This is a genomic window from Franconibacter helveticus LMG 23732 (assembly GCF_000463115.2).
Lineage (GTDB): Bacteria > Pseudomonadota > Gammaproteobacteria > Enterobacterales > Enterobacteriaceae > Franconibacter > Franconibacter helveticus.
The window spans coordinates 13,059-38,576 of sequence record NZ_AWFX01000029.1 but is presented as its reverse complement, the minus strand read 5'-3'; the positions used below and the strand labels follow the sequence as shown (position 1 = coordinate 38,576).

25 protein-coding genes and 5 tRNA genes are annotated in these 25,518 nt (G+C 55.5%); 15 read left to right on the top strand and 15 right to left on the bottom strand.

The annotated features are described in order from the left end of the window. Positions 1–406: 406 nt before the first annotated feature. Positions 407–496 (bottom strand) — tRNA-Ser (locus DW56_RS08680). A 94-nt stretch (positions 497–590) separates the two neighbouring features. On the opposite strand from DW56_RS08680, the gene mtfA reads away from it, so the two are divergent. The 4 genes from mtfA to DW56_RS21515 all read left to right on the top strand — a co-directional run bounded on the left by mtfA (position 591) and on the right by DW56_RS21515 (position 2,485). Next, complete coding sequence (gene mtfA, locus DW56_RS08675) at positions 591–1,388, top strand: DgsA anti-repressor MtfA (protein WP_024553734.1); 798 nt, start codon at positions 591–593, stop codon at positions 1,386–1,388. Between the two features lie 99 nt (positions 1,389–1,487). Further along, positions 1,488–1,563: transfer RNA gene (locus tag DW56_RS08670), tRNA-Asn, on the top strand. A 234-nt stretch (positions 1,564–1,797) separates the two neighbouring features. Next, positions 1,798–2,031 (top strand): DUF3289 family protein, encoded by a 234-nt coding sequence (locus DW56_RS08665; protein ID WP_024553733.1) that lies wholly within the window; start codon positions 1,798–1,800, stop codon positions 2,029–2,031. Continuing rightward, a complete protein-coding gene (locus tag DW56_RS21515) occupies positions 2,024–2,485 on the top strand; it encodes a DUF943 family protein (RefSeq protein ID WP_024553732.1) in 462 nt (153 codons plus the stop codon). The genes DW56_RS08665 and DW56_RS21515 overlap by 8 nt, the downstream gene beginning before the upstream one ends. A gap of 114 nt (positions 2,486–2,599) precedes the next feature. On the opposite strand, the gene cbl is transcribed toward DW56_RS21515, so the two are convergent. Further along, positions 2,600–3,544 carry an HTH-type transcriptional regulator Cbl gene (gene cbl, locus DW56_RS08655; RefSeq protein ID WP_024553731.1) on the bottom strand — a complete coding sequence of 315 codons (945 nt, stop codon included), beginning with the start codon at positions 3,542–3,544 and terminating at the stop codon, positions 2,600–2,602. A 101-nt stretch (positions 3,545–3,645) separates the two neighbouring features. After that, entirely contained in the window at positions 3,646–4,563 is a 918-nt protein-coding gene (gene nac, locus DW56_RS08650) for a nitrogen assimilation transcriptional regulator NAC (RefSeq protein ID WP_024553730.1), read from the bottom strand. A gap of 332 nt (positions 4,564–4,895) precedes the next feature. On the opposite strand from nac, the gene DW56_RS08645 reads away from it, so the two are divergent. From DW56_RS08645 to DW56_RS08635, 3 genes are all read left to right on the top strand, one after another. Then, positions 4,896–4,971 (top strand) — tRNA-Asn (locus DW56_RS08645). 135 nt (positions 4,972–5,106) lie between these two features. After that, positions 5,107–6,564: an AMP nucleosidase gene (locus DW56_RS08640; RefSeq protein ID WP_024553729.1), complete on the top strand. Its 1,458-nt coding sequence runs from the start codon at positions 5,107–5,109 to the stop codon at positions 6,562–6,564. A gap of 193 nt (positions 6,565–6,757) precedes the next feature. Continuing rightward, positions 6,758–6,833: transfer RNA gene (locus DW56_RS08635), tRNA-Asn, on the top strand. Between the two features lie 114 nt (positions 6,834–6,947). On the opposite strand, the gene DW56_RS08630 is transcribed toward DW56_RS08635, so the two are convergent. The 6 genes from DW56_RS08630 to DW56_RS08605 all read right to left on the bottom strand — a co-directional run bounded on the left by DW56_RS08630 (position 6,948) and on the right by DW56_RS08605 (position 10,832). Then, positions 6,948–7,193 carry a YmjA family protein gene (locus DW56_RS08630; RefSeq protein ID WP_024553728.1) on the bottom strand — a complete coding sequence of 82 codons (246 nt, stop codon included), beginning with the start codon at positions 7,191–7,193 and terminating at the stop codon, positions 6,948–6,950. A gap of 133 nt (positions 7,194–7,326) precedes the next feature. Continuing rightward, the gene (locus DW56_RS08625; RefSeq protein ID WP_024561991.1) at positions 7,327–7,866 is read right to left on the bottom strand and encodes a DUF2058 domain-containing protein; all 540 of its coding nucleotides are present in this window, start codon (positions 7,864–7,866) and stop codon (positions 7,327–7,329) included. Positions 7,867–8,039: 173 nt separating this feature from the next. Beyond that, positions 8,040–8,525: a cold-shock protein gene (locus tag DW56_RS08620; RefSeq protein ID WP_024554276.1), complete on the bottom strand. Its 486-nt coding sequence runs from the start codon at positions 8,523–8,525 to the stop codon at positions 8,040–8,042. A gap of 113 nt (positions 8,526–8,638) precedes the next feature. Further along, positions 8,639–9,664, bottom strand: coding sequence for an LLM class flavin-dependent oxidoreductase (locus DW56_RS08615; RefSeq protein ID WP_024554275.1), 1,026 nt, complete (start codon positions 9,662–9,664; stop codon positions 8,639–8,641). Between the two features lie 200 nt (positions 9,665–9,864). After that, the gene (locus DW56_RS08610) at positions 9,865–10,239 is read right to left on the bottom strand and encodes an NUDIX hydrolase (RefSeq protein ID WP_024554274.1); all 375 of its coding nucleotides are present in this window, start codon (positions 10,237–10,239) and stop codon (positions 9,865–9,867) included. Further along, complete coding sequence (locus tag DW56_RS08605) at positions 10,236–10,832, bottom strand: NUDIX domain-containing protein (protein WP_024554273.1); 597 nt, start codon at positions 10,830–10,832, stop codon at positions 10,236–10,238. The genes DW56_RS08610 and DW56_RS08605 overlap by 4 nt, the downstream gene beginning before the upstream one ends. Positions 10,833–10,912: 80 nt before the next feature. On the opposite strand from DW56_RS08605, the gene DW56_RS08600 reads away from it, so the two are divergent. Together DW56_RS08600 and DW56_RS08595 are read left to right on the top strand one after the other, a co-directional pair. Beyond that, positions 10,913–11,662 (top strand): DeoR/GlpR family DNA-binding transcription regulator, encoded by a 750-nt coding sequence (locus tag DW56_RS08600; RefSeq protein WP_024554272.1) that lies wholly within the window; start codon positions 10,913–10,915, stop codon positions 11,660–11,662. After that, complete coding sequence (locus DW56_RS08595; protein WP_024554271.1) at positions 11,663–12,265, top strand: LysE family translocator; 603 nt, start codon at positions 11,663–11,665, stop codon at positions 12,263–12,265. Here DW56_RS08595 and DW56_RS08590 read toward each other — a convergent pair. Then, positions 12,249–13,712, bottom strand: coding sequence for an EmmdR/YeeO family multidrug/toxin efflux MATE transporter (locus tag DW56_RS08590; RefSeq protein ID WP_024561990.1), 1,464 nt, complete (start codon positions 13,710–13,712; stop codon positions 12,249–12,251). The two genes, DW56_RS08595 and DW56_RS08590, sit on opposite strands and share 17 nt — an antisense overlap. Before the next feature lie 186 nt (positions 13,713–13,898). Between DW56_RS08590 and DW56_RS08585 the strand changes: the two genes are divergently transcribed. Beyond that, positions 13,899–13,974, top strand: a tRNA-Asn gene (locus DW56_RS08585). A 32-nt stretch (positions 13,975–14,006) separates the two neighbouring features. Here the strand turns inward: DW56_RS08585 and ldtA are convergent. The 3 genes from ldtA to DW56_RS08570 all read right to left on the bottom strand — a co-directional run bounded on the left by ldtA (position 14,007) and on the right by DW56_RS08570 (position 16,788). Then, positions 14,007–14,945 carry a L,D-transpeptidase gene (gene ldtA, locus DW56_RS08580; protein WP_029589760.1) on the bottom strand — a complete coding sequence of 313 codons (939 nt, stop codon included), beginning with the start codon at positions 14,943–14,945 and terminating at the stop codon, positions 14,007–14,009. Between the two features lie 269 nt (positions 14,946–15,214). After that, positions 15,215–15,550 (bottom strand): DUF496 family protein, encoded by a 336-nt coding sequence (locus tag DW56_RS08575; protein WP_024552600.1) that lies wholly within the window; start codon positions 15,548–15,550, stop codon positions 15,215–15,217. 179 nt (positions 15,551–15,729) lie between these two features. Then, positions 15,730–16,788 carry an FUSC family protein gene (locus tag DW56_RS08570; RefSeq protein WP_024552601.1) on the bottom strand — a complete coding sequence of 353 codons (1,059 nt, stop codon included), beginning with the start codon at positions 16,786–16,788 and terminating at the stop codon, positions 15,730–15,732. Positions 16,789–17,068: 280 nt separating this feature from the next. On the opposite strand from DW56_RS08570, the gene DW56_RS08565 reads away from it, so the two are divergent. The 3 genes from DW56_RS08565 to DW56_RS08555 are packed head-to-tail and all read left to right on the top strand — an operon-like array spanning position 17,069 to position 20,802. After that, positions 17,069–17,821: a gluconate 2-dehydrogenase subunit 3 family protein gene (locus DW56_RS08565; protein WP_024552602.1), complete on the top strand. Its 753-nt coding sequence runs from the start codon at positions 17,069–17,071 to the stop codon at positions 17,819–17,821. A 3-nt stretch (positions 17,822–17,824) separates the two neighbouring features. After that, a complete protein-coding gene (locus DW56_RS08560; RefSeq protein WP_024552603.1) occupies positions 17,825–19,585 on the top strand; it encodes a GMC family oxidoreductase in 1,761 nt (586 codons plus the stop codon). Continuing rightward, positions 19,582–20,802: a cytochrome c gene (locus tag DW56_RS08555; RefSeq protein ID WP_024552604.1), complete on the top strand. Its 1,221-nt coding sequence runs from the start codon at positions 19,582–19,584 to the stop codon at positions 20,800–20,802. Before DW56_RS08560 ends, DW56_RS08555 begins: the two co-directional genes overlap by 4 nt. A 61-nt stretch (positions 20,803–20,863) precedes the next feature. On the opposite strand, the gene sbmC is transcribed toward DW56_RS08555, so the two are convergent. Together sbmC and dacD are read right to left on the bottom strand one after the other, a co-directional pair. Next, on the bottom strand, positions 20,864–21,340 hold the full coding sequence (gene sbmC / locus DW56_RS08550; protein WP_024552605.1) for a DNA gyrase inhibitor SbmC: 477 nt from the start codon (positions 21,338–21,340) through the stop codon (positions 20,864–20,866). A 66-nt stretch (positions 21,341–21,406) separates the two neighbouring features. After that, positions 21,407–22,579 (bottom strand): serine-type D-Ala-D-Ala carboxypeptidase DacD, encoded by a 1,173-nt coding sequence (gene dacD, locus DW56_RS08545; RefSeq protein WP_024552606.1) that lies wholly within the window; start codon positions 22,577–22,579, stop codon positions 21,407–21,409. Positions 22,580–22,795: 216 nt separating this feature from the next. On the opposite strand from dacD, the gene DW56_RS08540 reads away from it, so the two are divergent. Both DW56_RS08540 and sbcB read left to right on the top strand, forming a co-directional pair. After that, on the top strand, positions 22,796–23,947 hold the full coding sequence (locus DW56_RS08540; RefSeq protein WP_024552607.1) for an acyltransferase family protein: 1,152 nt from the start codon (positions 22,796–22,798) through the stop codon (positions 23,945–23,947). Between the two features lie 90 nt (positions 23,948–24,037). Continuing rightward, positions 24,038–25,465: an exodeoxyribonuclease I gene (sbcB, locus tag DW56_RS08535; protein WP_029589759.1), complete on the top strand. Its 1,428-nt coding sequence runs from the start codon at positions 24,038–24,040 to the stop codon at positions 25,463–25,465. Positions 25,466–25,518: the final 53 nt, after the last annotated feature.

Below are 25,518 nucleotides of genomic sequence, written 5' to 3'. Positions count from 1 at the left end.
CGCTTAACTGTACATGCATTTCCCGGATCAAAATCCGTTTTAAGAATGTGCGCGCCGCAGGGTGCCGCTTTCATTAGGGGATTATTTCCCCCGTAACTAAAAGCGTGCTTATAACCTTCCCTCTTGTCCGAAATAATACACCTGTTAGCACTTTAGTACTAGATTTGAACAAGGACGGCATACCGTGTAGGGGTAAAAAGGTAAACAACGTGGCACCTGGCTGCGGAACGATGCGGCAACGCACAGCGTCAAAACATAAATCTGGTTGATTGAAACGTATACAAAAGCGGCATAAGGTAAGCCAGCATGAAAAGCCTGCGAGGCGTAAAAGGCGTCGGGGAAGTGTCGCGGTTTCTCTCAACGAGAGTTTTATCACTGAAAAAACAGGCGGTAAGTGTTTGAATAGTGGCGGAGAGAGGGGGATTTGAACCCCCGGTAGAGTTGCCCCTACTCCGGTTTTCGAGACCGGTCCGTTCAGCCGCTCCGGCATCTCTCCGTTTTGATGGTTGCCATGATGCCAGGTAATTTGGCATTTTAACAGACCTCGCCCCTTCGATTTTGTTCAAGTGACGACTTTGCGAGCAGATAAGATGATTAAGTGGCCCTGGAAAGCAAACGACGATGCGCAGAATGACCCGATGCCATGGGAGCAAGCGCTCGCCATCCCCCTGCTGGCTGGTTTAACGGCGGATGAACAAAACAAACTGGTGCGGCTCGCCGAACGTTTTATTCAACAAAAACGGCTGGTGCCGCTACAGGGTTTTGAACTCGACTCGCTGAAAACCGCACGTATTTCTCTGCTCTTTTGCCTGCCGGTACTGGAATTGGGCCTGGAATGGCTCGACGGATTCCACGAAGTGCTGATCTATCCGGCGCCTTTTATTGTGGATGATGAGTGGGAAGATGATATCGGCCTTGTCCACAGCCAGCGCGTGGTGCACTCGGGCCAAAGCTGGCAGCAGGGGCCGATTGTCCTTAACTGGCTGGACGTGCAGGATTCCTTCGACGCTTCCGGTTTTAATCTGGTCATCCATGAAGTGGCGCACAAGCTCGATGCCCGCAATGGCGACCGGGCAAGCGGCATTCCTTTTATACCGCTGCGCGAAGTAGCCGGATGGGAACACGATTTACACGCCGCGATGGATAATATTCAGGATGAGATAGATCTGGTGGGTGAAAACGCCGCCAGCATCGACGCTTATGCGGCAACCGATCCGGCGGAATGCTTTGCCGTTCTCTCGGAATACTTCTTCAGCGCCCCCGAGCTTTTCGCGCCGCGTTTTCCCTCACTCTGGCAGCGCTTTACCCAGTTTTACGGCCAGGATCCGCTTCGCCGGCTGCGGCTTTGCGAAACCAGCGGCGAACATGTCCGGCGCCAGATGCATTAAGCTGCAAACTGGCTCATTAATAACCAGTTGAATCAACGCGTTAAATTTTGCGTTGACACTGCGAAGGGGCGCTATTACTATGCGCCCCGTTCACACGATTCCTCTGTAGTTCAGTCGGTAGAACGGCGGACTGTTAATCCGTATGTCACTGGTTCGAGTCCAGTCAGAGGAGCCAAATTCAGAAAAGCCCGCTTAATGCGGGCTTTTTGCTTTTCTTGCCCTGTCCCCCGGTGGATTGCCGCCTGTTTTATCTCTCCTCCTGTCTGGCCCAGACCCGAACTGCGCTGTAAGCCCTCTGCTCTTGCTTTAAAAATCTTATTCGCTAATACAACGAATGCTATTTTTTCGCAGAATAAGATCGGTATGATCAGGGCAGCGCTCCACATCAATACAAAAGGATTTGTTGAAAATGCGTGGCATACAACGCACTCTGATAATTTATACCAGCCGAAAGCCCTTTTATAACCGCTGTGCAGAAGATATGAAATGTGGCGATCTGGATGAAAAAACACTCAAAGAACGCTTCGGGCTATTACAGGTTTCTGAACGCGTCAATGGTTATTCTTTCCAGAAACTGGCTTATAAATCTTTTTTTACCAACATGGAAGCACGTATCACTATCACTGGAGAGGCCAATGCGTAAGCCACTGATTTTATGGTCAACATTAGCCTTTGCTATTATAGTAGCTGGTTTTACTTTTTGGTCACCACAGCATAAAACAGTAATCGAGCGGGCAGAAGATGGAACGCTATTTGTGTCAAATTTTCCAGACTCTGATAAGTTAGCGTTAGACTGGTGGAAAAGAAATAAACTCACGTTGCAGCAACGATACAATTTAATCCCGACAAAAGGATATTTTTCTTTAACCATAATGGATTTTGGAAAAGGTTATGTCGAACTGCCTGCGGAAGATTTTATTGCCGGGATTTCTCAGGGCGATTATCTCTGCTTTGATTCAATAAAAAATAAAAAAAGATGCCTGGAAAAAGAGGTAATGGCGTCAATGGCAGGTGACATTACCAAAAAAGTATTCATTTATATTGGTGAAACTGAATATATTCAGTATCCAGACGGGATTATAGAGAAAGCGAAATAAATGATGCACGCAAGCGCACGTAATCATTCACTGAAAATGATCATCTGCATTTGCTGTTAATATACCAGGACAACCACATAAGCCCGCGTTGCGCGGGCTTTTGCTTTTTTCCGGTTAAATCTGGAAATCAATGACCGGTTCGGCGGTTTCCAGCGCCTGTCGCTTTATCTCATCAACCGAAAGGCCAGGGTTGCAAAGCTCGATAAAGCGCCAGACGTAATTACGCTGCAACTGCCCGCGCTTCAGGCCCAGCCAGACGGTGTTAGCGTCAAAAAGGTGTCGCGTATCCAGGCGCACCAGTTGTCCTGCTTCGCCGCTCGCCTGCTCTGCCACCAGCCCAATGCCAAGCCCCAGCTCAACGTAAGTTTTGATAACGTCGGAATCCTGGGCGCTCAGCACAATGTCTGCCGTCAGCCCCTTGCGGGCGAAAGCCTCATCAATGCGCGAACGCCCGGTAATGCCCTGTCGGTAAGTAATAAGCGGCCAGCGGCTAATATCCTCCAGCGTCAGCGGGTTTGCCTGCAACAGCGGATGCTCCTGCGGCACCAGCAAGCTGTGATACCAGCGAAACCAGGGATAAGCCACAAGCGTCGGATCAGTGCTCAGGCGCTCACTGGCGATGCCGATGTCCGCCGTCCCGCTTTGCAGTAATGCGTCAATTTCCTGCGGCGTACCCTGAATCAGCTCCAGGCGAACCTCAGGGAAGAGCGCGCGGAACTCTTTAATGACAGAAGGCAGGCTGTAACGCGCCTGCGTATGGGTGGTGGCGATAGTCAGCACGCCGGACGTATCGTTCGTGAACAAGTCGGCAAGCCTGCGCACGTTGCTGGCTTCGTCGAGAATACGCTCGGCGATCACCAGCAACGCTTTGCCCGGCTCCGTCATCCCCAGCAGGCGCTTGCCGCGGCGGATGAAAATTTCGATACCCAGCTCTTCTTCCAGTTCACGGATATGGCGGCTAACGCCGGACTGGGAGGTATAGAGCATATTAGCGACTTCGGTCAGGTTGTAATCCCGCCTTGCCGCTTCGCGGATAATTTTAAGCTGCTGGAAATTCACGTCGCCCCCGGGAGACAGTCAACATGACGCTATTGTTAAAGTCACCCGACGGGCAGAACAAATAATAAAAACCCGCAATTTATTCCTTAATGGAATAAACGTTAGCCGACCAGCATCAGCTCGCGGTTTTCCAGCGCCGGGCGTGTTACCAGCGACAGTAAAATTTCTTTTACCGCCTGCGCCTGTGGAGAGAGCGGCAGCGTGGAAGAGAGATTAAGCGACAGCGGCAAGCTCATGGAAGGGGCGGTAATGCGCGCCATCCAGCCGTTAGCGGACCCCGCCAGCGCCCGCGCCGCCGACTCCGGCAAAACCGTCACCCCCATGCCGCTGGCGATAGCTGCCGTGAGGGTGGCGATAGATTCAATTTCGCCGATGATTTTGGCGGTTAAGCGGCGCAGCGAGAACGCTTCATCCACGCGTTTACGCACCGCGCTGTAGTCGCGCGGCAAAAATAGATTCATTTCCGCCACGGCGGCGAGATCGATGCTCTGGCCGGGGCAGTCGCGCGTGCCCACCACGTAGAGATCTTCTTTCAGCAGCGGCTGGCTGCTCAGCCCCGCTGTGGCCGAGCGGTCGTAAAGCACGGCCATGTCGAGCTGGCCATTGAGCACTTTCTCATTCAGTACCGAGCCGCTGTTTTCATGCAGATAAACCAGCACATCGGGCAATTCCGCCCTTACGGCCTGCAACAAAGGCATGGTGATGGAAGACGCCGCGGTGCCCGGCGCAAGGCCGATGGAGACCTGCCCGCTCAACGTCTGGCCGACGTTATTTACCGCCAGCTGCGCCTGCTCGCACTGGCGCAGAATAGTGCGCGCATGCGCATAGAGAATTTTTCCGGCTTCCGTTGGCGTAACGCCTCGCTTGGTGCGGATCAACAGTTGCTGGTTCATCTCCCCTTCCAGGGTTGCAACCTGTTGGCTAAGGGCGGGTTGCGCAATGTGCAGCACTTCAGCGGCCTGCGTCAGGCTCCCGATATCGACGATTTTTACAAAGTACTTCAGTCGTCTTAAGTTCATTTTGCCTCCTGTACGGAATGCCGGTAGAAAAGCCAGCAAGATAGTCTTCAGGAGAGTTGCAAGATGCTTGCCAGTTTTCAGAATGCTCTGACCAGACGGCTTAAGCGGCTGGATAATAAGAGAAACTAATCACAAAGCGTATATCCATTACTGAAACAGCGTTTTTATACTGCCCTGTTCCGAACAGCGCTTGCACCAGAAGAGTGCGTAACAGCGCGTTACGCCAGCCAGGCGTCCGGAGCGGCTACTTTCTCAGCAAACAAATCGTTAACGGCTATTCCCCCTTTGACAATCCTGGCCAGCGTCGTTAGTATGCGCCCCGTTCACACGATTCCTCTGTAGTTCAGTCGGTAGAACGGCGGACTGTTAATCCGTATGTCACTGGTTCGAGTCCAGTCAGAGGAGCCAGATTTAAAGAAGCCTGCTTTTTAGCAGGCTTTTTGCTTTTCAGCGTTTCCACTTTCCTTCACCGCGCTTTCTTTTTCCTGTGACATACTATCGGCATGGCTAACACCCGCCTGCCGTGCGGGATAAGGAGAAAAGATGTATAACGAAGCCGGAACTCACCTGACGCCAGAACAAGCGCTCGATAAGCTTGAAGCTATGTACGACGCGGCGGTTAACGCCCTGCGCGAGGCTATCGCCGCTTTTATCGATAATGGCGAAACGCCGGAAGAGGCGCGTCGCGCGCAGGGGCTGTTTGTTTATCCGCAGTTGCAGGTAAGCTGGGACGGCAACGCGCGTAACGCCCAAAAGACCCGCGCCTATGGCCGCTTTACTCACCCGGGCTGCTACACCACGACCATTACCCGCCCTTCGCTTTTTCGCCCTTACCTGGCGGAACAGCTTACGCTGCTGTATGAAGATTACGGCGCAACGATAGAGGTTTCCCCTTCGCAGCATGAGATCCCCTACCCTTATGTGATAGACGGCTCGACGCTGACGCTGGACCGTTCCATGAGCGCCGGCCTCGCCCGCCACTTTCCCACTACCGAACTGGCGCAAATTGGCGATGAAACTGCCGACGGCATTTTCCACCCCACCGAGTTTTATCCGCTTTCGCATTTCGATGCCCGCCGGGTAGATTTCTCACTGGCGCGCCTGCGTCATTATACCGGCACCCCCGCAGAGCATTTTCAGCCGTTCGTCCTGTTTACCAATTACACGCGCTATGTGGATGAATTTGTACGCTGGGGATGCAGCCAAATCCTCGACCCGGAAAGCCCTTACGTTGCGCTCTCCTGCGCAGGTGGCGTGTGGATCACCGCGGATACCGAAGGGCCGGAAGAGGTCATTTCCGATCTCGCCTGGAAAAAACATCAAATGCCCGCCTGGCACTTGATCACTGCCGACGGCCAGGGCATTACGTTGATCAACATCGGCGTCGGGCCTTCGAATGCGAAAACTATCTGCGACCACCTCGCCGTGCTGCGCCCCGACGTCTGGCTGATGATTGGTCACTGCGGCGGGCTGCGTGAAAGCCAGGCGATTGGCGATTACGTGCTGGCACACGCCTATCTGCGAGATGACCACGTGCTGGATGCGGTTCTGCCGCCCGATATCCCTATCCCGAGCATCGCCGAAGTGCAACGGGCGCTTTATGACGCCACCAAACTTGTGAGCGAAATGCCAGGCGAAGAGGTAAAACAGCGGCTGCGCACCGGCACTGTTGTGACCACAGACGACCGCAACTGGGAGCTGCGCTATTCCGCTTCTGCGTTGCGTTTCAACTTAAGCCGCGCGGTGGCGATTGACATGGAGAGCGCCACTATCGCCGCTCAGGGCTACCGTTTTCGCGTACCTTACGGCACGCTGCTTTGCGTATCCGACAAGCCGCTGCATGGCGAGATAAAACTGCCAGGCCAGGCGAACCGCTTCTACGAAGGCGCAATTTCCGAGCATTTGCAGATTGGCATTCGCGCAATCGACCTGCTGCGCGCCGAAGGCGAGCGCTTACACTCCCGTAAGCTTCGCACCTTTAACGAACCACCGTTCCGTTAATCATCCTGCCGATAAAATCGCGCCGCCGCGTAACCTTCGCGGCGGCGTTTCCAGCGCCCTGAAACGGGTTTATGTCTGAAAAGCATCAAAAAAAGCGCAACTTGCGGAATTTATCGGCAAACGACCTGTTTTTTTAAAAAGAGCTTTTGACATCCCCAAACCATCCCGTTACTATGCGCCCCGTTCACACGATTCCTCTGTAGTTCAGTCGGTAGAACGGCGGACTGTTAATCCGTATGTCACTGGTTCGAGTCCAGTCAGAGGAGCCAAATTCAGAAAAGCCCGCTTAAGGAAACTTAAGCGGGCTTTTTGTTTTGTCTGTTACTCGCATAAAGCGGACACAAATCTTCTTTTGTGCCCTTGTCAGCATAACGCAACAACCGTTATTCGTTGCCCCATTGATTGAGAAACGTCGCGATCTCATCAATACGCTTTTCGTCGATGCCGGCTTCATCCGCTATCTCTTTTTGCGCTTCTTCGCTGATCTCTTCGTTATTCATTAAACGGGTGATCAACAGCTGGAAATAGCGCGCCAGGGCATCACGTTCCGCTTCCGCTACCGGCGCTGCGGTTTCTGTCGAGTACTCATCCACGATGTCATAATATTTAAGGGGTATGTCGTTGCTCATAAGCCGCTCCCGTGATTATTGCCTGTCTCGTCAGGTCTGGAAAATTGCATTCGTATCTGGGTTGTTGCACTGCATTTTGTGACGCCCGGCAAAGGTCGCTAAGGTTTAGCTTAGCTGAGCGTCAAAACAGGCATTACCACATTAAATCGTCAGGCACTTTGAAATCCGCGTACAGATCGTCTTCATCCTGTTCGGCCTGGCTGAGCACGTTATTCAGCACAATGCTGTCTGCGTCTCGCTGGGCGATTTTATCGGCTACGGCTGCCGGGATAATCGCGTATTCACACTCTTCTTTATTAGCCACAACCAGGCGAGCAATAGCGAGACGGCCGCTAATCAGCTGCGCCTGGGTTGTCTTATCCACAGCCAGCTTTTTGATGACGTTATTATCAGTGAAATTAAAATCAACGGCGCCTTTCGACACGCTGATTCTGTTCATCTCAATGAGTTGCTTAACCTGCGCTTTATACTCTTTCGAGAGTGCGGCCTGCTTTTGCTGCTCGCTGAGCTGCTTATCACGCTCAAGCTGCGCTTTTTTATTTTCTTCCACCGCTTCTCTTGCCTCACGAGCCTGAACTCGTGATTTTTTCGCCGTCCGCTGGACCTTAGCCATTTTTTTGCTGGTGACTAACCCAGCTTTTAGCATCTGCTCTTGTAAGGTAAGTTTTGTCATCCTGGTTTCCAGACTTGCAAGGAATGTAAAGGTTAAGCTTCTGTGGTTTGAGTTTATACCTGATTACCCTGGCGGGCCGTTACGCAGCCGCGCAGGTTGCAGGCGTCAAAACCGGTACTCACTGCCGCAATATTGCGAAGACACGCAAGAACACGGCGCAAGCACGAAGCCGCTTATTTAAGCTTAAGCATTTTCACGGTGGCTTCTATATCGATCTCTTCTTCAGAGAAGATCAACGTCGTTCCCTGGAAGGTGGTGATAGCGAGTTTTTTAACCGAGCGCATTTCACCCGGCTTAGCGGCTGATTTCGGCCGGATGCTGCTCATCAGCGCGCCGACAGACAACACCGCATTTTCTTTATCGATACGGGTATCAGCGGGCACTTCTTCGCTGTAAACCAGAAAAGATTTGATAGAAGTAAGCTTAAGGCGCTCGCCTGCGATAAAGATATATTTGCTTTCCGGCAGCACTTTCACTGCATAGGCGGATAAACCTTTGTTATTGGTGCCTGGCTCGAAAGTCACCGCGGCATCTTTTTTTATCAGCTCCGGATTGGCGACTTTAATCACATGAAAATAGCGGTTTTCGCCGTTCTCATCTTTGATAAATCCAAAACCTTTATCTTTAAACCAGGTTGTGATCGTTCCGTTCATCGCCATTACCGTTTGCCTGCTCGTTAATCTACTGAATTTTTGCAGCGCGCAGTGTAAAGCACAACGTGCGCGCAGACTACAGCTTATAGCACTCTCTTTGCTTTCGCTGCCAGGCGGCGTTATTCGCGCCAGCCCATCGCCGGGGCGACGTGCTTAAGGATAGATTCAATCACATGCACGTTATAATCCACGCCCAGTTGGTTCGGCACGGTGAGCAGCAGCGTGTCCGCCTCGGCAATGGCTTCGTCCTGCTTTAGCTGCTCGATGAGCTTATCCGGCTCAGCGGCGTAGCTTCGCCCGAAGATGGCGCGGGTTTTCTCATCCAGATAACCGACTTTGTCGCTCTCATCGCGGCTACCGCCGAAGTAAGCGCGGTCGCGACCGTCCATCAGCGCGAAAATACTGCGGCTGACGGAGACGCGCGGCGTACGCGCATGCCCCGCTTGCGCCCAGGCCTCGCGGTAAGCGCGGATCTGCTGCGCCTGCTGAATATGGAACGGCTCGCCGGTTTCATCGTCTTTGAGCGTCGAGCTTTGCAGATTCATGCTAAGCTTCGCCGCCCAGACCGCAGTGGCATTCGAACCTGCGCCCCACCAGATACGCTCGCGCAGGCCTTCTGAGTAAGGTTCCAGGCGCAACATGCCCGGCGGGTTCGGGAACATCGGTTGCGGATTGGGTTTAGCGAACCCTTCGCCGCGTAGCGCATCCAGCAGCACCTCGGTATGACGGCGCGCCATATCAGATTCGTTTTCGCCCTCGGCAGGCTGATAACCAAAATAGCGCCAGCCATCGATCACCTGCTCCGGCGAACCACGGCTGATGCCAAGCTGCAAACGCCCGCCGGAAATTAAATCCGCTGCGCTGGCGCTCTCCGCCATATAGAGCGGGTTTTCATAACGCATATCGATAACGCCGGTGCCTATTTCAATATGACGGGTCCTGGCGCCGATGGCGGCAAGCAAGGGAAAAGGCGAGGCGAGCTGGCGAGCAAAGTGATGCACCCTGAAATAAGCGCCGTCCGCGCCCAGTTCTTCTGCTGCGACGGCCAGATCGATGGATTGCAACAGCGCGTCAGCGGCCGTACGGGTGCCAGACTGCGGCGAAGGCGTCCAGTGACCAAATGACAAAAACCCGATCTTTTTCATGACCTTTTTCCTTATCTACAGGGAATAAATCGGCAGGCGGTTTCTCCGGCAGCGAAGTAAGCCTGAAACGTTCTGCCTTGCGTAACAGCTACTTTACGCATTCCCGGAGTCGAATAAATGCCATTTGTTTAACATACAGCGTCAAATTAATTGACCAAACGAATAAAAGCCCGCTGCCGCCGGGCTTTTCCGCCGACCGCTTATGCCTGCGCATCCATGCCCGGCACGTCATCCGGATGAGTGAAAATAGTCAGCCCCAGCGCCTGGCCGATGCGTACATCGTTATCAGCGCCGCGGGACGCGCCCTCCAGCCGCAAAATAGCGTCGCAATGCCCGATAAGCCGGTGCGCCACCGGGTATAAATAGAGTTCGCTTACCGCATCGCCAATGCGCGTTGATCCTGCCGCCTGCGCCAGCGGTAAAGCCAGCCATTCGCCGATAACCGGCACATGCCCCTTATGCCAGACCGCCAGCGCCGCCTGTTGTAACCGTTCGAGATTGGCTTCGATCCGTTCGGGTTGATCGTCCGTGCCGCTTCTGACCGGGCCGGCAATTAAAATTTGTAAGGTTTTCATCGTTTTTCCTCAAAAGTAGCGCTCAGGGCGAGGTGTTGAAGCAGCATGATGGTTTTCCCGTCCTGAATCTCTCCGGTGCTGATAGCCTCCAGCGCGCGGGGAAAAGGCCATTCCAGCACCTCGATGTCCTCCCCCTCTTCCGCTACTCCGCCGCCGTTACCGCTGCGGTCCGGCTCCGCGTATTCGGCAATGAAAAAAAAGAGCTTCTCCGTTACCGAACCCGGGCTCATATAAGCTTCAAAAACTTTTTCGATGTGCGTCACGCGAAAACCTGTCTCTTCCTGCGCTTCCGCTTTGATGCGCTCTTCAGGCGAAAGGTTGTCGAGCAGCCCCGCCGCCGCCTCAATCAACATGCCGTGATGTCCGGTGATGTAGACGGGAAAACGGAACTGGCGGGTCAGCACCACCGTTTGCCTGGCTTTGTTGTAGAGCAGAATGACCGCGCCGTTTCCCCGGTCGTAGGCTTCACGCTCCTGTTGCTGCCAGGTGCCGTCCCGGCGCAGCAGTTCGAAGCGATATTTCTTCAGCGTGTACCAGTTGTCTGAGAGCAACGTTTCGTGAACGTTGCGTACGTGTTGTGATTGCGGAAGCATTTTTTGTCCTCCTGTAGTGACAAAAAAGACTCTGGCATGGATAATCGTGCACAGTCAAGCACAAACAGGAATAAAAACGCATGCTAGCCAGCCAGCGTAAGAAGCGCATTCTGGATATTTTAACCAACGAAAAGCAGGTGCTTTCCGGCGAATTGAGCCAGCGATTCGGCGTCTCTGAAGATTCAATACGCCGTGATTTAAGGGAGTTAGCCGCAGAAGGGTTGTTGCAAAGGGTGCACGGCGGCGCCCTGCCGGTTTCCGCCGCTCTTGCGCCTTTTGAAACCAGAAAAAGCGTGCAGCCCGATTCAAAACGTGCAGTTTCACGCAAAGCCGCCGCGCTTATCACGCCGGGCCAGGTGGTGATTATCGACGGCGGCACCACTACCGGAGAGCTCATCAAACAATTGCCTGACGATCTTCCCTTTACCGCGGTGACGCATAGCCCGGCTATTGCGGTCGGGTTAATCGATTACCCGCAGGTTGAAGTTATTCTTATCGGCGGCAAGCTTTATAAGCATTCGGTGGTAACCGTAGGCGCCTCTGTGCTGGAATCAATCAACCGCATCAATGCCGATCTCTTTTTTATGGGGGTGACCGGCGTGCACAAAAGCGCCGGGTTTACAACGGGCGATTACGAGGAGGCCTGCGTTAAACGGGCGCTTGCCGCGCGGGCGGCGGAAACCGTGGTCATGGCTTCACAGGAAAAACTCAATTCCGCTTCCGCTTTCGCCATTGGGCCGCTCTCGCTTGCCAGCACGCTGGTTGTTGAAGGCGAACCGGATGCAGAGCTGGCGGCGGTTTTGCAAAAACAGCGCGTTACCGTTCTCTGAATGGACATTAACATTGCAGGGTTTATCCCGGCGCTGCTGCCGGTGGCGCTTTCACCCGGCGCGAGCTTTACGCTTGCGATGAACAGCGCGTTGTCGCAGGGCCGCAAAGGGTTGTGGGTTACGCTAACGGGTACGGCGCTTGGGATCTACACCCATGCGCTATTGATTGGCCTTGGCGTCAGTTCTCTGCTGGCGGCCTCCCCTGCGCTATTCGGCCTGTTGAAAATCGCGGGCACCCTTTATCTGCTCTGGCTGGGCGCGCAGCTTATACGCAGCGGGCTGAGCGCGCGGGCGTTAACATTCAGTAAAGGGGAAAAGGTTATTACGCTCAAAGCCGCCTGGCTTGCCAACGTGCTGAACCCGAAAGCGATGCTTTTTTACCTGACGGTGGTCTCACAGTTTGCTGGCCACCACGGCGAGGTGAGCCATTACCTTCTTCTCGCGTCTGTGCATGTGGCGGTCATGGCAGTATGGCTCATTGCGCTCAGCCTGATGCTGATAACCTCAGCGCGCAAAATCAACACGCAGGCGCTTAAGCGAATTATCAACACCGGCGGCGGCGCGTTGTTAATTCTCTTCGCGCTGCTTAACGTGTTTCACTAGCGGGGCTGGCGACGTCGGCAGGCGCTTCAGCCCGCACTCGGGGGTATTTCTGCAACCACTTGCCGCTCGCCATACGCCAGTAAAAAAGCACGCCGCGCACCGCCCAGTCGAGGAACATGCCGAGCCAGACGCCCACCACGCCCCAGCCCAGCATAATTCCCAGCACATAGCCTGCAACCACCCTACAGCCCCACATGCCCAGCATGGAAACCCACATGGCGAAGCGGGCGTCGCGCGCCCCCTTGAGCCCGGCGGGCAATACCCAGGAAGCGGCCCAGATGGGCATAAAGGCGGCGTTGAGCCAGATAAGCACTTTCACCACCTCTTTTACATCCTGCTCATGGGTGTAAAACGAGGCCAGCAGCCCGGCGAAAGGCGCGCTCAGCCAGGCGATGGCGGTCAGCATCAGGGTGGAGAGCCAGAAGACGTGGCGCAGCTGCCGCTCTGCCTGGCCTATCTGCCCTTTTCCCAGCCGTTTGCCGGTAATGATGGTAGACGCGGAACCAAGGGCGTTGCCAGGCAGGTTGATCAGCGAAGCGATGGAAAACGCGATGAAGTTGCCGGCAATAACGTCGGTGCCCATGCCTGCAACGAACATTTGCGTCAGTAATTTGCCGCCGTTAAACAGCACGGATTCAATACTGGCAGGCAGGCCTATGCCCAGCACTTCCCAGAGAATGTTCAGCTTAAGCGGCGAAAAATAACTTTTAAGCGTGATGCGCAGCGCCGGGTTAAACCCAATCATGAGCACATAGATAATGGCGATGGCGCCGATATAGCGTGAAATGGTAAGCCCAAGGCCAGCGCCGACAAAGCCCATTCCATCCCAGGAAAAGAGCCCGTAAATCAGGAAGCTACTGATAATAATGTTAAGGATATTCATCCCGCCGTTAATCAACAGCGGAATTTTCGTGTTGCCGGCGCCGCGCAAGGCGCCGCTGCCGATAAGCGTGATAGCGGCGGCAGGATAACTCCAGGCGGTGAGTTCCAGATAGGTCAGGGCCAGATCTTTAACCTGCTGCGTCGCCTCTCCCGCCACGAAATCAATAATGTATTTACCGGTAAGGTGAATCAGCGCCGCGAGCAGTATTGAGACAATCGTCATCAACACCAGCGACTGCCGGGCGGCGGCGCGGGCGCGCCTGCGGTCGCGTTTGCCAAGGCTGAAGGCAACCACCACCGTGGTGCCAAGGTCAACGGCGGCAAAGAAAGAGAGCACCACCATGTTGAAGCTGTCGGCAAGGCCCACGCCCGCCATCGCCTCTTTGCCAAGCCAGCTGACCAGGAAGGTGCTCAGCACGCCCATCAGCAGCACACAGGTATTTTCCAGAAAAATAGGTACGGCGAGCGGCGTGATTTCACGCCATAAAAGTACCCGATAACTTTTTCTTCTGACATACCAGGGGGTGTTTTTCACCGTCTGGCTCAACCGGGTTGCTAAGCTCAAAATTGACCTTCATTAAAAGTTGAAACCCTATTTCAAATAATGGGTTAGTTCGTAAACAACTGCAAAGATTTTCCCGCGAATTGCCAGAAATCAGGGGAAGGTGGTTGGTTTTAGCGCAATTGAACAGGCAATCGCGAAATCATGTTTGACAAATTTTGCGGCGACGCTAAGATTAGCCTCCACAATTCCTCTGTAGTTCAGTCGGTAGAACGGCGGACTGTTAATCCGTATGTCACTGGTTCGAGTCCAGTCAGAGGAGCCAGATTTGAAAAGCCCGCCTTGTGCGGGCTTTTTTTATAGCTCGTTGATGCCCGTTGTCGCGAAACCAATCTGCACCGGCATGCCCGATCTTCTCTCCAGCGCTTCAGTTACCGTTGCCGCATTCACGCTCCCCTCCTGCATGGCTTTGTTTAGCACCGGTTGTACCGGCAGCGGCACGCGCTTGGTGGATTCGAACTCCAGCCGGTTACGGGATAAAGGCTCGTGAACTTCCAGCCAGCGCGAGCCATCTGGCTCGGTAGTGAACTTCACCGGCCGGTCGATAATCTGTACGCGGGTGCCGACAGGCACGGTATCAAAGAGGTATTTGATGTCAGCGTCACGCAAACGGATGCAGCCCTGGCTCACCCGCAGGCCGATGCCAAAACGCGCATTCGTACCGTGAATGGCATACAGCCTGCCGATATATATCGCATACAACCCCATGGGGTTTTCCGGGCCTGGCGGCACCATCGCCGGCAGCGTTTCGCCGCAGCTTTCGTACTCACGCCGGGTGTTGGCGGTAGGCACCCAGGCAGGCGCCTCCTGCTTACGCTCAACGCGAGTGACCCAGTTTCTTGGCGTTTCGCGGCCAGCCTGGCCGATGCCGATGGGCAGCACTTCAACCGTATTGGTATCAGGCGGGTAGTAGTAGAGCCGCATCTCCGCCACGTTGATAACAATGCCCTCGCGACGGGTATCGGGCAGGATCAGCTGTTGAGGAATAACTAAGGTTGTGCCCGCAGCGGGAAGGAAAGGATCGACCCCCGGATTCGCTTCCAGCATATTACTCAGCCCCTGGCTATGCGCGGCGGCGAAGGTCTCCAGCGGCTCGGTATTACCCTGCGGCACCGCCACGCTAAAACTGTTGCCAACCAGGCGGCTGCCTTCCGGCGGCAGCGCGTAAGTTACCGCCAGCGCGGCGCGCGTGGCGACAACCATCAGCAGAACGGTAAGCCCAATCACTCTGACCATAATGTTCCTTGCATTCAGGTGAAGCTGATGACGTTATTACCCGCGCCCTCTGACGAAGCAATCATGCAACAGTGCGCTTTTGGCGCTCAGCAGGCTAAGGCGAAACAACGGCTTCTGGTGAGAATGGTTGAATTTTAGCACAGGCGGGCTGCGGCTCCCGCGAGGGAAAACCAGAAGCGAAGGCAAGCGCAGCCGGGTAAGCGTTCGCGCTACGGCGCCGGGTTGCAGAACAGAGGCGTAAAAAAACCGCCCGCAGGCGGCTTTTTCGCTTACTCGCCTTTCGGCTCGTGGGCTTTCAGCTCGCCCATGGCTTTCAGCTTTTTGGAAATTTCACGACGCTCTTTGGAGATTTCCGCATTCTTGATGATGTAATCATCCACGCGGTCTTCGTAGTCGCTTTTCATGCTGGCGATGATGCCCTGAATGGCTTCCACGCTCATACCCGGCTTGATGTAGTCGCTCAGGTTGTCGAGCAGCAGCACGCGCTTCTGGTTGTCACGGATCTTTTTCTCAACGTCCTGAATTTCACGCTGAAGTTTGTTTTTACGACGGAACAAGCGGACAAACTCAAGCACGTCCTGAAATGAAGGTTTGCTGTTTTCCATTTTTACACCCCTGCTAATTTTGAAACTCGGATTCGTTAAACAACCGCGACCTGGTTAACCATAGCCTTTCAGCCCCGCGGATGACAATGGCTTGCGCCGGATAAATAACCTGTCGGTATCATAACCTTAAAAACCGCTGAATCGAAACAACCTGCCAGCGCGCCTGCGCTGTCTGTCTCTTATTTGCGCAATGCCCGGCAGATAAGCTGCGATAACCGCTCAAGCTGGCGCGCCAGTTCCATGCTTAACCAGACGTAGCCATGGATAGAGGTTTCCACCAGCTCGCCATACTGTTCGTCGCGCATCAGCGTGCGCAGCTCCTGCACAATATCCGCAAGCTTTTCGTTATTCGCCAGCGCCGGCGAAGGGTTGCCCTCGCGCAAGGCCTGGGAGATAGCCTCAAAGGTGCGCTGCGTCATCTGCTGAACGTCGCGCAGCGTGCGGGCGTTAATCAGCAGAAAATGGCTCTCGCGCGAGGCCCAGTATGCGTTGATTTGCATCTCCAGCGTGCAGACCATGTTGCGGCTGGTGGTCTGAATCGCCTCGTAAATGGCTTTTTGAATATGCGTTTCCTTGCTGGCTGGCGTGATAAGCGCGCGCATTTTAACGACATCGTTTAGCACCTTTTGCAGAGGCTTATCGAGCCGCGGCCGCTCCACCAGGTTCGGCGAAAAGCCCGCCTGATAAATACGGTTAAAATCGCCCATCAGCTTCGCCATCTGGATGCGCCAGTGGATGAATGCCCGCTGCGGCAGGATGCTGGTAAAAAGCATCGCCAGCAAAGAGCCGAAAATCACGTCGCCGCTTCGCCACAGCGCCACTTCCATATCGCCGGTCGGCGACCCTACCACCACCGAGAGCGTAATGCCTATCAACAGCGCCTGGTAAGGACGTTTGCCAAGCGTCAGATAACCGCAGAGAAACATCGCCAGCGCACACCAGATGAGCATTAACGGCAGGGAAAAAAGCTCAAGCTTAAGCGCCACTAACCCCAGCGCGGCGCCCAGAATCGTACCGCCGATGCGCTCAAAGGCGCGGGGCACCACGTTGCCCCAGAAGGAGATGGGCCCCATGACCACCACCAGCGTAATAAGCGGCCAGGTGCCTTCGGGCACCTGCACCAGGCGCACAATCAAAAAAGTAAGAATGAAAGCCAGTGCGATGCGCACGCCATGCACAATGCGGTAATGACGATAAATGCGCACCTCGAAAGGCGTTAAGGACTTGTCGGGACGCACACCCGTTCTCCGTTGGCCAAAAGATTGATTGTACCTGTTTGTGCGACTTTCGGGCCACATAACCCTGTTTTCTGTCGCGTTATTTGGCCCTTTTTCAGGAACTGTACTACTTTCCCTCTAGTGTAAAAAAATACAGAAATACATATTTCTTAACATTTCTGACATTTCATTACAGGAGATAAACCTTTTCTTAACAATGCAAAGCGAGCTACCCTTTAAATACTTCGCTGCGTAATCATTTCACGCGGTGGTTTTTTTATGCACATCTAAGGAAGCAATAATGCGCAAGCCACAAAAAACGCTGCCTGGGGTCACCCGACGGCAGGTTCTTAAATGGTCTGGCGCGGCGCTTACCCTGGGTGCCGGTTCCGCAAAAGCAATCACGTTAACTGGTACACCCGGCTGGCAGCCGTTCGCCGACAACCCTCCCGAAACATTTGACTCACAGGGCTGGCTGTTCCTCACCGCTGATGAAGCGGCCACGCTTGAAGCCATCGTCGACCGCCTGATCCCGGCGGATAACCTGAGCCCCGGCGGCAAAGAGATGGGCTGCGCGGTCTTTATCGACCGTCAGCTTCACGGTTTTTACGGCAATTTCGAGCGTCTTTACATGGAAGGCCCCTTTCAGGAAGGCACCCCTGAGCAGGGCGACCAGTCTGAGCTGACGCCCCGCCAGCGCTACCGCGTGGGCCTCGCCTCGCTGAACAAGTACACGCAGCAGCAGTTTCAGAAACCTTTCCGCGAGCTTTCCGGCGATGACCAGGACAAGGTACTGGCAGGCCTTGAGAAAGGCGACATTGAGCTGGAAGGCATCGTGGGTTCGCTTTTCTTCGCCCAGGTGCTCAGCAACACCACCGAAGGCTTCTTCGCCGACCCGGTCTATGGCGGCAACCGCGATATGGCTGCCTGGAAAATGCTCGGTTTTCCCGGCGCACGCTACGACTACCGCGATTTCATTGAGAAACACAACGTAGAACTGAAATTCCCGCCGGTCAGCATTCAGGGCGGCCCTCAATGGAACAAGAAGGCATAAAGCATGGCGAAGAAATTACCAAAAACCGACGTGGTCGTGGTGGGCCTCGGCTGGGCAGGCTCGATCATCGCCAAAGAGCTGGCGGATGAAGGCCTTAACGTGGTCGGCATCGAGCGCGGCCCGTGGCGCGACACCGCGCGCGATTTCAACATCAACACCGTTACCGACGAATTACGCTACGTGCAGCGCCAGGAGCTGATGCTGCGCACCCGGCAAAACACCTGCACCATGCGCAACAACCCCTCGCAGACGGCGTTGCCGATGCGCAGCTGGGGCTCGTTTCACCCGGGCAACGGCACCGGCGGCGCGGGCAACCACTGGGCGGGCATTACCTTCCGCTTCCAGCCGGAAGAGTTTCGCTTAAAAAGCCACCTGCTTGAGCGCTACGGCAGCATCCCTGACGAACTGGTATTACAGGACTGGGGCACCACCTGGGAAGAGATGGAGCCGCACTATATGGCGTTCGAACGCGTGGCGGGCACTTCAGGCAAGGCGGGCGTGCTGAACGGCCAGCGCCAGGAAGGCGGCAACCCGTTCGAAGGCACCCGCAGCGGCGAATACCCGACGCCTCCGCTGCGCCAGCCCTACGGCCCGGTTCTCTTCGCCGAGGCGGCGAAAAACATGGGTTATACCCCCTTCCCGGTGCCGTCATCGCTGGTTTCTGAGGCTTACACCAACCAGTACGGCGTAACCATGGGGCCGTGTACGTTCTGCGGCTTTTGCACCAACTACGGCTGCGCCAACTACTCCAAAGCCAGCGCCATCGTCAACGTGTTGCCCGCGCTGCTGCGCCAGGACAACTTCGAAGCGCGCACGTTCTGTGAAGTGTTGCAGGTCAATACCGACAACACCGGCAAGCAGGCGACAGGCGTGACCTATATCGACTCCTCCGGCGATGAATGGGAGCAGCCTGCGGATCTGGTGATCGTCGCGGCGTTTACCTTCGAGAACGTGCGTCTGATGCTGCTTTCCGGCATCGGCAAGGCTTACGATCCGGTGACCAACTCCGGCACCACCGGGCGCAACTACGCCTATCAGACCGCCAACGGCGTGACCCTGTTCTTCGATGATAAAAAGTTCAACCCGTTCATCGGCGCAGGCGCAGTGGGCATGGGCATCGACGATTTCAATAACGATAACTTCGACCACAGCGGCCTGGGCTTCTTCGGCGGCGGCAGTATCCGCGTAACGCCTATCGGCGGCGCGCCGATCAACTATCACCCTACCCCGCCAGGCTCCCCGAAATGGGGCAAGGGCTGGAAAGAGGCGATGGTGAAAAACTACCAGAGCACCATGTCGATTGGCTGCGAGGCGAGCAGTTACACCACCCGCACCAACTATCTGTCGCTCGATCCAAACTACAAAGATCATCTGGGTCGCCCGCTGCTGCGGATCACCTTCGACTTCCCGGAGAACGATCTGAAAATGGCGCAGTACTGCACCGGCAAAGTTGCGGAGATAGCCAAAGCGATGGGGCCGCGCGAAATGGTCGCCAAGCCGACCACTGGTCACTGGAACAGCGTGCCGTACCAGTCCTCGCACGTGGTTGGCGGGTTTATCATGGGCGCCGATCCTTCCACCAGCTCGGTGAACAAACACCTCCAGGTCTGGGATGTGCCGAATCTGTTCGTGGTGGGCGCTTCCGCCTTCCCGCAAAACCCGGGTTACAACCCTACCGGCACCGTGGGCGCGCTGGCATTCAAAGCAGCGTATGCCATCCGCAACTTCTATCTGAAAAACCCGGGGGAGATGATAAGCGCATGAAACGTTTAGCAGCTTTATCACTGCTGGCCCTTTCAGGCCTCGCCTCGTTCTGCGCGCAGGCGCAGCCGGAGTTTGACCAGGTTGAGAAAGGGCGTTATCTGGCGACGGTGGGCGACTGTACCGCCTGCCACACCAGCGACCCGCAAAAACCGTTCGCAGGCGGCGTGGAGATAAGCACGCCTTTCGGCAAGCTGGTGGGGGCGAACATTACCCCCGATAGCGAAACCGGCATCGGCAACTGGACTTACGATGACTTTAAACGCGCCATGTCCGAAGGGATCGGCCACGGCGGCAAGCGCTTGTATGGCGCCATGCCGTTTACGGCGTATACCAAAGTCACCGACGAGGATAACCGGGCAATCTGGGCCTATCTGCAAACGCTTGAGCCCATCCATAACCCGGTTGAGACCAACCTGCTGCCCTTCCCGTTCAACATCCGCACCAGTCTTATCGGCTGGAACTGGCTGAACTTCGATAAGGGCGTTTACAAGCCGGATATGTCGAAATCCGCCGAATGGAACCGCGGCGCGTATCTGGTGCAGGGCCTTGGTCACTGCGGCACCTGCCACACGCCGAAGAACATGATCGGCGGCGATAAAAATGACAATTTCCTTGAGGGAACGGAAATTGAAAACTGGTGGGCGCCGAATATTACCGCCGCCAACCATCAGGGCATTGGCCGCTGGAGCGAGCAGGATATTAAAGATTACCTGCGCACCGGCGTGAACCGTTATGACATCGCCTCCGGGCCGATGGCTGAGCAGGTGAAAAACTCTTCCCAGTTCTGGAAAGAGGAAGACTTGCAGGCGGTGGCGGTTTACCTGAAGTCGCTCGGCGTGAAGGATGAAAACGTGCCGCAGCCGATTAAAGGCGATGACAAGCAGATGCTCGCAGGACGCCACATCTACTTTGACCGCTGCTCCGCTTGCCATGGCTCTACCGGCAAAGGCGAGAAGAATATCTTCCCGCAGCTGGCGAACAATGCGCTGATCAACGCGCCTGAGCCGGTTTCGCTGGCGCATGTGGTGCTGGCAGGCAGCCGCGGCGTGGATACCGATGCCCGTCCGACGGCGCCGGCTATGCCCTCTTTTGCGGACATCATGACCGACGAAGAGATTGCCAACGTGCTGACCTATATCCGCAACAGCTGGGGCAACTCGGCGCCGGCGGTGAAAGAAAGCGACGTGAAGAAAATGCGCGAGCGCTTAACGCCGTAAGGCCGGAAAGCGCGCAAAACAAAGGCCACCCATTGGGTGGCCTTTTTTATGAGCGACGGCGTTATTCCGTGGCGTTCGGCCCAACAGGAATATACATCGCAATATCCCAGTGGCCGTCGCTCTGCCCGTCGTTCAGGTAGATCTCAAAGCACGGCTTATCCGCTACCCGGTTTTTCCCGTCGTTATGCAGGGTAACGAAAAAATCGTCCCAGGCGGAGGCGAAGTCCTGATTCACTACTTTGGTTTTCGCTACCGCATATTCGCCGCCCGGCAGCGTCGTTAAGATCACCCCTTCGCTGTTTTCCGGCAAGCTGAAACCTTCCGGTACGGAAACTACGACATCCGCCCGCAGTTTTTCCGCCGGTACTTTTTCCGGGTTATCGTAATAAACCGCAATCCACTCGTTGGGCTGAATCGCTTTACTGTCCACCCACATCGTTAACTGCTCGAACCCCTGCGGCACCGTCTGCTCCCAGGGGCCAACCAGATGAAAACCTGCAATCGCGCGTTCGGCTACCTGCTCAATGGTGTAATTCATGGTCTCTCCTCACGGTGTAAATAACCGAGTATAGATACTTCTCACCAACAAGCCGTGCGATAACCTTTACAGTTTCTGATGCAGATAGTCGCTCAGGCGCGAAAACAGGCCGCCCTTTTCAATGTTATCCAGCGTGACCAGCGGCCAGTGCGCCACAACCTTGTCGCGGTCGTAGAGCTGAATTTCGCCAATGCGCGTATTGGCCGCCAGCGGCGCGTCCAGCTCAGGCTTTTCCAGCACGTAGCGCGCTTTGATGTTGGCCACTTCAGACTTTGGCAGCGTCAACCAGAAGTCCTGATCGGTTCCCACCCTGACCTGCTCTTTGTCGCCGTACCAGACGCGCTCGGCGCCCACTTTTTTACCTTTGTGCAGGATTTGCACGGTATCGAAATTTTGCTGGCCCCAGTGCAGCAGCTTGCGCGCCTGCTCCTCACGTCCTTTTGGGCTTTCCCCGCCCATGATCACCGCAATCAGGCGACGGTTGCCGTCCACGCTGGAGGCGATAATGTTAAAACCGGCGCCGGAAGTGTGGCCCGTTTTCAGCCCGTCCACGTTCAGGCTTTTATCCCACAGCAGGCCGTTGCGGTTCTGCTGGGTAATACCGTTCCACGTCAGGCTCTTCTCGCTGTACATATGATAAAACGACGGCTCGCCGTGGATAATGGCGCGGGAAAGCACCGCCAGATCGTAAGCAGAGCTGTGCTGGCCGGGGGCATCCAGCCCGTGCACCGTTTCAAAATGGGTATCCGCCAGATGCAGCTTTTGCGCATAGTTGTTCATCATGGCGACAAACTGCTGTTCGCCTCCCGCCACATAATCCGCCAGCGCGACGCAGGCGTCATTGCCGGAATCGACTATTAACCCACGGCTGAGATCGCGTACCGTCACGCGGTCGCCAGCTTTAAGAAACATCAACGAAGAACCTTCAAAGACCGGATTGTCTTTCGCCCAGGCGTCGCGCCCCACGGTCACGACATCATCGGCAGTAATACGGTGGCTGTCGATGGCGCGATCGACCACATAGCCGGTCATCAGCTTGGTCAGGCTTGCCGGGTTACGCTGCTGGTGTTCGTTATTTGCCGTCAGGATCTGGCCCGTGGTGTAATCCATTAATACCCAGGCGCCAGCCTGGATCTGCGGCGCAACGGGCGAACCGATAATGGGCGTGGCGGCAAAAGCGGGGCCGCCGAGAAAAACGAACAAAGAAGCGGCAAATAAAGGGCGAAGTTTCAACAGCATATCCTCAATAACATATTTTTCGCCGCTTGTTTTACGGCAGTTCTTATTTCGTTGCGCGGGCAAATTGCAAGGAAATATTTCTCAAATGCTCGCGCCGGGTAATTTCATCCGGCCTGCGGTAAATCTGATAATGAAACATTCTCGCGCTGTTCCGATTGCCCAGGTAGCTTTTTTCCTGGTTTCATGCACCCTTATTTTCAGACAGAGGAAAAGGTTATGGCGCAGGGCAAAAACTGGTCGCCGGAGCTGGAAGGGTTAAGAGGCATCGCCTCATTGTGGGTCTTATTCGGGCATATCTGCCTGCTGGTGCAGTGCCGTATTCCGCTGCTTTATGACCCTGGCATGGGGGTTGATCTGTTTATTTTGTTATCAGGTTATCTGATGGCGAAAAATTATCAGGACCGGCGGGAAAAAGCGCCGTGGAATAGCCTGACGACGATCAGAGAGTTCTGGCTACGACGCTTTTTCAGGATCGCTCCGCTCTATTATTTACTGCTTATCGTCGCGCTTATTTTTGGCGGCCTGTTCGGCGAGTGTCGCGATATTATCGCCAGCGCCTGGAGTTCAACCCAAACCGACGCCAGCCGTTACGCCGATCGCTCCTTTATCAACATTATTACCCATCTGAGCTTTATTTTCGGCGCGCTGCCGGAATACTCCTTCCGTACCGTATTGCCGGACTGGAGTATTGGCCTTGAAATGCAGTTCTATCTGCTTTTTCCGTTCATCATGCTGATGGTCATGCGCTGGGGCTTTATGCTGAGCGCGCTGGTGGTGATGGTGGTGTGCCTCGCGGCGCGTTTTTTGCTGGCGGATTATTTCGACGCTTTTCCCATGCCGTCGATGATCCTGATTAAGCTGCCGCTGTTTGTCGCAGGCATGGTAATGGCGCAGGCGGTTCGCGAAAGCAGCCTGCGCTTATGGCTGGTGGCGTTGCTTGCGCCGCTGTGCGCCGCCTGGATGGGCATTGCCGTCACGCCAGTGCGCCTTGCCGCGCAGTGGGTCATGATTATCGGCATGACCGCGCTATTGTGGCAGGCGGCGGAAGGTTCGCGCCTTCAGCGCGCCATGCGGCTGCCTAAACGCCTGCTGACGCTGCGCATAAGCCAGTTCCTTGGCGATGTCTCCTATTCTGTCTACCTGCTGCATCTGATGATTGTCATCCCCACCATCGCGCTGCTTGTCAACTACAGCAACTTTGAGCATCTCCCCTCGCCCGTGCGCATGCTGATGGTGGCGGCGCTCTGCACGCCAGTGGTCTATCTGTGCGCCTGGGGTCTTTTTCACCGCGTGGAAAAGCCTGGCATTGCCCTGGGCAGACGTATTATTACCGGCAGGAATGTGCGACCGGAGCAGGTGTTACCCTGATAAATGGGCGCGTCAGCGCCCTTTTTCTTCTGCTTGCCGGGGGGATGGTTTACCATTAAAGACAGTGTATTACTGACTGGAAGAATCCCCGTGTCTGAGCCTGCGGCGCAACCCACTTTTCTGTTTCACGATTATGAGACGTTCGGCACCAGCCCGTCGCTCGACCGGCCCGCGCAGTTCGCCGCGTTGCGAACCGACGAAAATTTTAATGTTCTCGGCGAACCGGAAGTCTTTTACTGCAAACCGGCGGATGATTATTTGCCGCAGCCTGAAGCGGTGCTGATAACCGGCATTACGCCGCAGGAAGCGCTGGCCAAAGGCGAGAACGAAGCGGAGTTCGCCCGACGCATCCACAGTCTCTTCACCGTGCCGAAAACCTGCGTGGTGGGCTACAACAATGTCCGTTTCGACGACGAAGTGACGCGCAATATCTTCTACCGCAACTTCTACGATCCCTACGCCTGGAGCTGGCAGAACGATAACTCGCGCTGGGATCTGCTGGACGTAATGCGCGCCTGCTATGCGCTACGCCCCGAGGGCATTGTCTGGCCGGAGAACGACGACGGTCTGCCGAGCTTCCGTCTGGAGCATCTTACCGCCGTCAACGGCATTGAGCACAGCAACGCGCACGACGCGATGGCGGACGTCTACGCCACTATCGCCATGGCGCAGCTGGTAAAAACCCGCCAGCCGCGGTTGTTTGAGTATCTCTATAGCTTTCGCGGCAAGCAGAAGCTGATGACGCTCATTGATATTCCGCAAATGAAGCCGCTGGTGCACGTTTCCGGCATGTTCGGCGCCTGGCGCGGCAACACCAGCTGGGTCGCCCCGCTCGCCTGGCACCCTGAAAACCGCAACGCGGTGATTGTGGCGGATCTGGCGGGGGATATCAGCCCGCTGCTGGAACTCGACAGCGACGCGCTGCGCGAGCGGCTCTATACGCCGAAGGCGAACCTTGGCGATGACCCCGCCGCGCCCATCAAGCTTATCCATCTGAATAAATGCCCGGTGCTGGCCCAGGCGAACACGCTGCGCCCGGAAGACGCGGAGCGTTTAGGCATAGACCGCCAGCAGTGTCTGGCGAACCTCAAGCTGCTGCGCGAAGCGCCGCAGGTGCGCGAGAAAGTGGTGGCGCTGTTTGCCGAAGCGCCGCCCTTCCCGCCGAGCGATAATGTGGATGCGCAGCTGTATGACGGCTTTTTCAGCGACGCTGACCGCGCAGGCATGCGCATTGTCCTGCAAACGCCGCCGCAAAACCTGCCGGCGCTGGATATCACTTTCGCCGACAAGCGCATTGAGAAGTTGCTGTTTAACTTCCGCGCCCGCAATTTCCCCGGCACGCTGGATGAAGCGGAACAGCAGCGCTGGCTACAGTACCGCCGCGACCGTTTCTCCCCGGAGTTTTTGCAGGCCTATGCCCAGGAGCTGGAGATGCTTTACAACCAGTATGAAGGGGATAAAGAGAAGATTGCGCTGATTAAAGCGCTGTATCAGTACGCGCAGGAAGTGGTGGGCTGACCATGACCGGGCGGTCGCTTCTCCTGCCATCCATGCAGGCGAGGAGACCGCTA

Bases quoted from the DNA above. Each gene is read 5' to 3' on its own strand.
- ldtA (WP_029589760.1), bottom strand. From the start codon at position 14,945: ATGGTCAGAGTGATTGGGCTTACCGTTCTGCTGATGGTTGTCGCCACG.
- DW56_RS08575 (WP_024552600.1), bottom strand. From the start codon at position 15,550: ATGGAAAACAGCAAACCTTCATTTCAGGACGTGCTTGAGTTTGTCCGC.
- DW56_RS08615 (WP_024554275.1), bottom strand. From the start codon at position 9,664: ATGAAAAAGATCGGGTTTTTGTCATTTGGTCACTGGACGCCTTCGCCG.
- DW56_RS21515 (WP_024553732.1), top strand. From the start codon at position 2,024: ATGCGTAAGCCACTGATTTTATGGTCAACATTAGCCTTTGCTATTATA.
- DW56_RS08630 (WP_024553728.1), bottom strand. From the start codon at position 7,193: ATGAGCAACGACATACCCCTTAAATATTATGACATCGTGGATGAGTAC.
- mtfA (WP_024553734.1), top strand. From the start codon at position 591: ATGATTAAGTGGCCCTGGAAAGCAAACGACGATGCGCAGAATGACCCG.
- DW56_RS08610 (WP_024554274.1), bottom strand. From the start codon at position 10,239: ATGAAAACCTTACAAATTTTAATTGCCGGCCCGGTCAGAAGCGGCACG.
- DW56_RS08640 (WP_024553729.1), top strand. From the start codon at position 5,107: ATGTATAACGAAGCCGGAACTCACCTGACGCCAGAACAAGCGCTCGAT.
- DW56_RS08540 (WP_024552607.1), top strand. From the start codon at position 22,796: ATGGCGCAGGGCAAAAACTGGTCGCCGGAGCTGGAAGGGTTAAGAGGC.
- DW56_RS08565 (WP_024552602.1), top strand. From the start codon at position 17,069: ATGCGCAAGCCACAAAAAACGCTGCCTGGGGTCACCCGACGGCAGGTT.
- DW56_RS08605 (WP_024554273.1), bottom strand. From the start codon at position 10,832: ATGCTTCCGCAATCACAACACGTACGCAACGTTCACGAAACGTTGCTC.
- DW56_RS08555 (WP_024552604.1), top strand. From the start codon at position 19,582: ATGAAACGTTTAGCAGCTTTATCACTGCTGGCCCTTTCAGGCCTCGCC.
- DW56_RS08620 (WP_024554276.1), bottom strand. From the start codon at position 8,525: ATGGCGATGAACGGAACGATCACAACCTGGTTTAAAGATAAAGGTTTT.
- dacD (WP_024552606.1), bottom strand. From the start codon at position 22,579: ATGCTGTTGAAACTTCGCCCTTTATTTGCCGCTTCTTTGTTCGTTTTT.
- DW56_RS08560 (WP_024552603.1), top strand. From the start codon at position 17,825: ATGGCGAAGAAATTACCAAAAACCGACGTGGTCGTGGTGGGCCTCGGC.
- nac (WP_024553730.1), bottom strand. From the start codon at position 4,563: ATGAACTTAAGACGACTGAAGTACTTTGTAAAAATCGTCGATATCGGG.
- DW56_RS08665 (WP_024553733.1), top strand. From the start codon at position 1,798: ATGCGTGGCATACAACGCACTCTGATAATTTATACCAGCCGAAAGCCC.
- DW56_RS08600 (WP_024554272.1), top strand. From the start codon at position 10,913: ATGCTAGCCAGCCAGCGTAAGAAGCGCATTCTGGATATTTTAACCAAC.
- DW56_RS08595 (WP_024554271.1), top strand. From the start codon at position 11,663: ATGGACATTAACATTGCAGGGTTTATCCCGGCGCTGCTGCCGGTGGCG.
- DW56_RS08625 (WP_024561991.1), bottom strand. From the start codon at position 7,866: ATGACAAAACTTACCTTACAAGAGCAGATGCTAAAAGCTGGGTTAGTC.
- sbmC (WP_024552605.1), bottom strand. From the start codon at position 21,340: ATGAATTACACCATTGAGCAGGTAGCCGAACGCGCGATTGCAGGTTTT.